General features: G+C 63.0%; 6 protein-coding genes. 5 read left to right on the top strand and 1 reads right to left on the bottom strand.

Annotated features, from left to right (window positions below):
• Positions 1-266: 266 nt before the first annotated feature.
• Entirely contained in the window at positions 267-1,010 is a 744-nt protein-coding gene (locus tag ASF96_RS16280; protein ID WP_055941062.1) for an IclR family transcriptional regulator, read from the bottom strand.
• Positions 1,011-1,166: 156 nt separating this feature from the next.
• Here ASF96_RS16280 and ASF96_RS16275 point away from each other — a divergent pair, with 156 nt between their 5' ends.
• The 5 genes from ASF96_RS16275 to ASF96_RS16260 all read left to right on the top strand — a co-directional run bounded on the left by ASF96_RS16275 (position 1,167) and on the right by ASF96_RS16260 (position 6,464).
• Entirely contained in the window at positions 1,167-1,922 is a 756-nt protein-coding gene (locus tag ASF96_RS16275) for an MIP/aquaporin family protein (RefSeq protein ID WP_055941059.1), read from the top strand.
• A complete protein-coding gene (dhaL, locus tag ASF96_RS17590; protein ID WP_082509784.1) occupies positions 1,919-3,619 on the top strand; it encodes a dihydroxyacetone kinase subunit DhaL in 1,701 nt (566 codons plus the stop codon). Before ASF96_RS16275 ends, dhaL (ASF96_RS17590) begins: the two co-directional genes overlap by 4 nt.
• An 11-nt stretch (positions 3,620-3,630) precedes the next feature.
• A complete protein-coding gene (dhaL, locus tag ASF96_RS16265; protein WP_055941055.1) occupies positions 3,631-4,302 on the top strand; it encodes a dihydroxyacetone kinase subunit DhaL in 672 nt (223 codons plus the stop codon).
• Positions 4,303-4,445: 143 nt separating this feature from the next.
• Positions 4,446-4,997: a hypothetical protein gene (locus ASF96_RS17105; protein WP_156458911.1), complete on the top strand. Its 552-nt coding sequence runs from the start codon at positions 4,446-4,448 to the stop codon at positions 4,995-4,997.
• Between the two features lie 282 nt (positions 4,998-5,279).
• A complete protein-coding gene (locus ASF96_RS16260; protein ID WP_055941052.1) occupies positions 5,280-6,464 on the top strand; it encodes an adenosylhomocysteinase in 1,185 nt (394 codons plus the stop codon).
• Positions 6,465-7,110 lie beyond the last annotated feature (646 nt).

Below are 7,110 nucleotides of genomic sequence, written 5' to 3'. Positions count from 1 at the left end.
CCTCGATCAACGACCACTGAGCATCCGAGAGCACCTGAAACCGCGACATGAACACAGCATCTCAGCACACCACCGAACTATTTATCAGACACGCCCTAGTTGAATACCGTTGTCGGGTGGCCGCAACTTGGGGGCTTCAACCGCGTAGGTCTAAGGCTCGTAGATATGTAGGACTCGTCGATCGGACGGCAAGCCGGGTGGGGACGCTCGGGTTGAGTAGCCGAGGACGAGCCCCATGCTACTGATGTGCAACGTCGGAGGAATCTCTAGGTGGGCCAGCCGCCGCCGAGTTCGCGCGAAATGTTCCGGGCTGCTTCGAGCACGCTGCTGGTGGTCTCAGCGGATACGGGCCACTCCGCGGATGGAACAACGATGGCAACGGCCGCGACGACGTCTCCTGACTCGCTGAACACGGGAGCCGCGAGGGAGCATTCGCCGATGAGTGCTTCTTCTGCTTCGACGCCGAGTTTGGTGCGCCGCACTTCAGTGAACTGATTACGGAGAACCGTAGGGTCAGTGATGGTGTCGCTGGAAAACGCTTGCAGGTCCTGCGCGAGGACGGCCTTCTCGTGCTCCGCGCTGTAGGCGAGGAGCACCTTTCCGAGAGCTGATGCGTGGCTGGGGATCGTGACGCCCGTTTCAGGCATCTGCTCGCTGCCATCGGGACGACGATCGTGGTGGATGACGATGACGTCGCCGTACAGCTCGACTCCGAGGCGGGAGGCGAAGCCTGTCTTCTTCGACAGCTCGTGCATCCACCGGACAGATCTGGATCTCACGTCCAGGGTGTCGAGGTAAACGCTCGAGAGCCGCAGCAGCGCCGGCCCGAGCACGTATCGATTGCCGCTGGGTTCTTGTGCTACGAGCCGGTGTGCCTGCAGTGATTTGACGAGGCCGTGAACGGTCGACGGTGGCAGCTCGAGTGCTGTTGCGAGGTCTGTGATTCCGAGACGCCGCGCTCCGCCAAGGAGCTCGAGGATGCGCGCGGCACGGTCGATGGACTGGATCACCGCAGGCTCCTTCGCGATCTGGTGTCAGGGACGTCAACGTCCATCTTGTCGGATATTCCCTCTTGACAGCGCCATTGAAGCTCCGGCAGGATTCGACACTGTCGAACACAATTCGACATTATCGAATTTATCAAGAGCGTTCAAGGGAGAACAGCAATGGACGAGAATAAGTTTTGGCAGCGTTTCGCGGCCGAAGCGATCGGTACGGCGTTCCTGGTGTTCGTCGGCGTGGGCTCGGTCCCCGCATTGAATATGGCAAGTGGAGGCGCGCCCTTCACCGGCGCCGACCTCGGGTTTATCTCATTGGCGTTCGCCACGATCGTGATCGCGACGGTGTACGTCTTCGGATACATCTCCGGCAACCACATCAACCCAGCCGTCACTGTTGCGCTGGCTGCGACCGGAAAGTTCCCGTGGCGCGAGGTCCCTGGTTATCTGGCAGCACAACTGATCGGGGCGATTGTCGGCTCTTTCGCCATCGTCGGAACTCTTGGCATGACGGCCAGTGACCTGGGCTTGGGCGTCGCCTCGTACGGCGACATTCCATGGTGGCAGGCGTTCACGGCGGAGTTCATCGGCACTTTCATCCTCGTCTTCACCGTCTTCGGAGTCATCCACCGTAAGGCTGCTCCCGGTTTCGCTGGAATCGTCATCGGCCTCGTCGTCTTCGCCGCCATCATCCCGGTCGCTCCAGCCACCGGTGCCTCCATCAACCCGGCCCGAACCACCGGACCGATGCTCGTGCAGCAGTTGCTCGGCGGCGACATCAAATGGGAACAGTGGCCCGTCTACATCGCCGCCGAACTCCTCGCCGGAATTCTCGCCGGCTTCGCCTTCACCGCGATCTCCCGCACTCGCGCGGACCGGACGACCCTCAGCGAAGCGCTCACCGAGGAGCCCGAACGCGCATGACCAGCGACGTCGCCGAGTCGAGCGATCCAGCGGACTGCCTCACCGGTGAGCACGCCGCCTCCTGGCTGCACCACTTCCACGTGCTTGTCGCTAGCCGAGAAGAGTGGCTTACCGAACTGGATACGGCCATCGGAGATGCAGATCACGGGGTCATCATGCGCCAGGGCGCTGCAGCGGTCAGTCGAGCCATCCTTGATCAGCGCCCCACCGGCGTCGGGGCCACTTTGAGCACTGCGGGATCGGCGTTTGCATCGACAGCCGGAGGCGCCGGCGGAATCCTCTTCGCGACGTTCTTCCAAGGCCTTGCCGCCGCACTGACCGACCGCACCACCGTCAGCCTGGTCGACTTCGCCAATGCGTTCAGCGCCGGGGTGACCTGCGTCCAGGCGCGAGGGCGGGCCGACTTCGACGACAAGACGATGATTGACGCTCTCCTGCCCGCCGCCCACACCCTCCAAGTCGCCGCCGCAGACGAACTATCCCTCCCGGAGGCCTTCACCCAAACGGCGGCGGCGGCCGCAGCTGGACGAGACGCGACCTTCGCTCTCGTCGCCCGCCGCGGCCGCGCCAGCTACCTCGGCGACCGCAGCGCGAATCATCTTGACCCCGGCGCCGCGACCGCAGCACTCCTGCTGGAAGCGCTCGCATCCACCAACCGCACCTCCATCGATCCCCACCAGAAAAGGAAGACGACGATGTCCAACAACCGACAGTTCATCAACCAGCCCGACGACGTGATCGGCGAAGCCCTCGAAGGGCTCGTCGCCACCCACCCCACCCTCCTCACCCTCGACTCCGCCTCCCAGCTCATCAGCCGAGCACAGAAGGCGACAGGCAAGGTGGGACTTCTCTCCGGGGGAGGTTCCGGACACGAACCTCTCCATGCCGGGTTCGTTGGCACCGGGATGCTCGATGTCGCCGTCGCTGGCGCCGTCTTCGCTAGCCCCACCGCCCAGCAGGTCCAGGCCGGCACCCGTCTGGCCGACAACGGTGCCGGTGTTCTCCACATCGTGAAGAACTACACCGGTGACGTCCTCAACTTCGAGATCGCTGCGGAACTCGCCGCCGACGAGGGAGTGGAGGTAGAGAGCGTCCTCGTGGACGACGACCTCGCCTCTGACTCCGACAATGATGGCCCCGGACGACGTGGAACCGCCGCCGTCATCACGGTTGAGAAGGTTTGCGGCGCTCTCGCCGAGCAGGGCGCTGACCTTGCTACCATCGCCGCCGCCGGCCGCGACGTCGTCAACCGCTCGCGAACCCTCGCCCTCTCTCTCGACGGCTGCACTCACCCCGGCGACACCGACCCCGCCTTCACGCTCACCCCCACTGAGGTTGAGTTCGGTGTCGGCATTCACGGTGAACGAGGCACCGCACGCATTCCATTCGCCGATGCCGACACCCTCACCGAGCGGCTCGTGCTGCCGCTCATCGACTCCCTCGGTCTGACCTCCGGACAGCCCGTCATCGCGATCGTCAACGGCCTCGGCGGCACCTACCCGTTGGAACTGTCCATCGTCGCAAGGAACATGCACCGCATCTTGTCCTCCCGCGGCATCCCTGTCGCCCGCTCCCTGGTGGGCTCTTACGTCACGAGCCTTGACATGCACGGTGTCTCCATCACCTTCACCGTCGCCACTGACGGGATCATCACAGCCTGGGACGCTCCCGTCCGCACCCCAAACCTCACCTGGTGAGAAAGGAAACCATGACCACCCACCTCGACGGCGCAACCGCCCACGCCTGGATCAGCACCTTCTGCGACACGTTCCACGAGTCCCAGCAGCAGCTCACGAACCTCGATCGTCTCGCCGGTGACGGCGACTTCGGCACCAACATCGCCTCCGCGCTGCGCCGCGTCGACGACGCCCTCCCGTCAGCTGACGCCGCCACGTTCACTACCGTGTTCGCTGCGACGTCAAAAGGGTTCCTCGCCACCGGAGGTACCAGCGGTCCGCTCTTCGGTATGTGGTTCCGCACCATCTCCAAAGCCGCAGACGACGCCGCATCCGTCCCCGAGCTCGCCTCCGGCATCCAGGAAGGACTCGCCACCATCCAGAAGCTCGGCGGCGCCAAGGTTGGTGACAACACGATGATCGACGCACTCGCCCCGGCATCCGCCGCTCTCACCGGGGCCGCAGAGAACGGCGCGGACCTCGTCACCGCCCTGACGGCAGCCGCGGAAGCCGCTCGCGTCGGCGCCGAATCTACTGGAGCTCTCGTCGCCGCTCGCGGCCGCGCGAGCTACGTCGGCAAGCTTGCCCTCGGAGTTCTCGACCCCGGTGCCGTCACCATCGCGCTGCTGTTCGAGGCCGGGGCCACAGCGGCGGGTAGCCAGCAGGACTGGCCCTCCCTGCTGAGCATCCCCGCACACTCCTGACCGCACACGGCTGGCCCTCTGATGCCGTGGTGGCCCTCTGGGCTACCACGGCATCACTCATCCGAGAGAACCCATGACCGACGGCCTCGCGAGTTGTTCACGGACATACTCTCACGGGGGCCGTCGCAGATGGTGTGGCGTACATGAGTCGACTCGAAGGCCCCGGTTTGACCATAAGCGCAGCCGAGATTGCCTGGGAGAATGGCGAACGCGAAGTCCGCGGATGGGACCGGCATGGTTCTTCGCCCATGCTTGAAGACGTAGTTGGTCGCCTGCGCATCGGCATCCACTGGGCGGACCGGTATGAATCGCAGTCATCAATGGAACTGCGCGTTGCCGTCGAGAAAAGCGAGGTCCAGGCCAGCGTTCTGAGAATCAGTGATGGAGATCTGTCTAAGCCGGTTGGTTTTGATGTCGTAGGCGCCTTTGACCGGCTCACCGAATCAGTTGTGGGAACCCGAGAGGTACTGGTGAAGGATTCGGGCCCTCGACGAGGCCAGCTCTGCGTTGTATTCGATAGCACAGATCGCGTGTCGCCGGTACTTGCATGGGCTTTTACTCGTCCTTCGGCGCTTCTCTTGGTCGATCTAAAGAGATCGCGGCCAACCTCCCCGATCGTGCAGCGCAAACCGCCTCGACTCGAGGAAATGCAGGTAGACCATAGCTCGCTGGACGAGCGAGGTCTCAACTTCTGAGTTATGGGCATGGCCAGCATCTGACGCGGCCATGCCCTTTACGCGTTTTTCCAGCTGCTTGACCAAACCCTCTGCAGTCCCCAGGGCTGGTAGTTGCCATATGGCCGAGCACAGGCCAAAGGCCATGAATCTCAGCCCAATCATGCTGCCGGGTGGGCGCCGCCCCCGGGCGGTCAATTGTATGGGCGAGGATTTCTTCAGCTCGCATTGATAGCCTCCAAACGACGTATCGTCCGCGGGGTGCGGGCTCCATCTAATCGCGACAAAGGACGGCTCCATCGAATGACCACTCCTCAGCCACGGATCGCTCTCACTCGATCAAGTGATCCGGACACCGACTGGGCGGCCCGATCCATGCCGCTTCTGACCAGCACGATGAACCGAGTTGGACCCGCATTCTCCGGCCTGCGCGTCGGCATCTGCCTCCACCTTGAACCAAAGACCGCCGTTCTCTGTCGTTGGCTGCTCGAATACGGCGCAAAGGTGACCATCACCGGCAATCTTGGGACTACCAACCCTCGCACAGCTGACCTGCTCGCAGCCCAGGGTGCGCAAGTCATCGGGAGCCGGGAAGACGACCTGACCGCACATGCCATCAATCTCGACGCCGTGATCGAGGCTCGTCCCGAGCTAATCCTCGACAACGGCGGCGAACTCATCCAAAGACTCACCGAGGGCGCCGTGCGCTCCGCCACGTTTCGGGGAGCCACAGAGGAGACGACGACCGGCGGCACTCGGGTGAGGAACCTGCCCGTACAGCCAGATTTTCCGGTGATCGTCATCAACGACAGCCCACTTAAGCTACTGGTCGAAAATGAATACGGCGTGGGGCAGAGCATCGTTCAGGGGTTCATGAACGCCACGAATCGGATGCTTCCGGCCCTTCGCGCGGTCGTCATCGGCTTCGGGCCCTGTGGCAAAGGAGTTGCTGACACCCTTCGGGCATTGGGTGCTCGAGTGACTGTGGTTGAGATCAACCCTTTTCGAGCGCTCGAAGCGCTGATGGGCGGACACCACGTCGCCTCTGTCGCCGAATCGCTGCCCCAGGCCGAGGCGCTCTTCTTGTCGACCGGTCGAGCTCGAGCACTCTCACTTGATGAGATTCGCTTGCTCCCCGACGGAGCCATCATTGCCGGCGTGGGCCACCAGCCCGACGAAGCAGACATTGCCGGCCTGACCGCGGCCGCCGTCGAAACGGTGAACCTCGCCACGTCGAGCGACATCGACGCCCGAATCGCCTACCACCTCGAGTCCGGGAAAGAAATCGTCGTCCTTCACGGCACCAAGATGATCAACCTCACGGCGGCCAGAGGAAATCCCATTGAAGCCATGGACCTCGGCCTCTCGCTGCAGGCAGCCAGCCTCGCGGCGATCGCGCTCGGCGACGCAGCGTTTCAAGGCGTCGAGCCTGTGCCGTCCGACATCAACGATTCCCTGGCAGCCGCCCTCGTCGACATTCTGCAGTGAGTCGACATGTACGTGCGGTCGCTGGCAAACTCGGTTGAGAGCTCGACCGCGCCGGTGTTTCTATCGCAAGGGCGTCCTCGGGCAAGCGAGCGGCGGTTCGCTTCTGCGGGCTATCAGGCGATCGCCCGCCCCAGGGCTTCAACTCGAGAACAGTCTTCGTGGGTGGGCCCCGTCCTCTTGAGCGCAGAGCCCTCAGCCGAAAGGACGGAAACGTTCTCTGACAGACAAGAAGCCGGTGGTTCGCAAGCAACACGCGCCCCACTTCGAGGATCACGCATCGAACCGGACGGAGGCGTCTTGCGGAAACGAGCGCACTATTGGACGCGAATCCGCCAAACCTCATATCGCAACCGAGCTCGTAATGGAAACGGGTCGCCCGCCTGTGTGCTACTGCTCAATCGCGACTCACAACGGCAGATCATTGACGGACGCGCCCAGTCGAAGTGAGTAATCGTCCCTTCCGTATCGCAACGCTGATAATGAACCTTATGTCAAGTAGAACGAGCATTATTGCAACAGATGCACGATGACGCCCTCGACACGACCGCTAGGGCGTGTCTGATAAATAGTTCGGTGGTGTGCTGAGATGCTGTGTTCATGTCGCGGTTTCAGGTGCTCTCGGATGCTCAGTGGTCGTTGATCGAGG

Origin of the sequence: Microbacterium sp. Leaf179, assembly GCF_001423785.1 — a bacterium.
In the GTDB taxonomy this organism is placed as follows: domain Bacteria; phylum Actinomycetota; class Actinomycetes; order Actinomycetales; family Microbacteriaceae; genus Microbacterium.
The sequence above is the reverse complement of the archived record's forward strand: the minus strand, read 5'-3'. Positions and strand labels throughout refer to the sequence as shown.

What these genes read in the sequence shown, in the direction of transcription:
- ASF96_RS16275 (WP_055941059.1), top strand. Translation starts at nt 1,167, where the DNA reads ATGGACGAGAATAAGTTTTGGCAGCGTTTCGCGGCCGAAGCGATCGGT.
- dhaL (WP_082509784.1), top strand. Translation starts at nt 1,919, where the DNA reads ATGACCAGCGACGTCGCCGAGTCGAGCGATCCAGCGGACTGCCTCACC.
- dhaL (WP_055941055.1), top strand. Translation starts at nt 3,631, where the DNA reads ATGACCACCCACCTCGACGGCGCAACCGCCCACGCCTGGATCAGCACC.
- ASF96_RS17105 (WP_156458911.1), top strand. Translation starts at nt 4,446, where the DNA reads ATGAGTCGACTCGAAGGCCCCGGTTTGACCATAAGCGCAGCCGAGATT.
- ASF96_RS16260 (WP_055941052.1), top strand. Translation starts at nt 5,280, where the DNA reads ATGACCACTCCTCAGCCACGGATCGCTCTCACTCGATCAAGTGATCCG.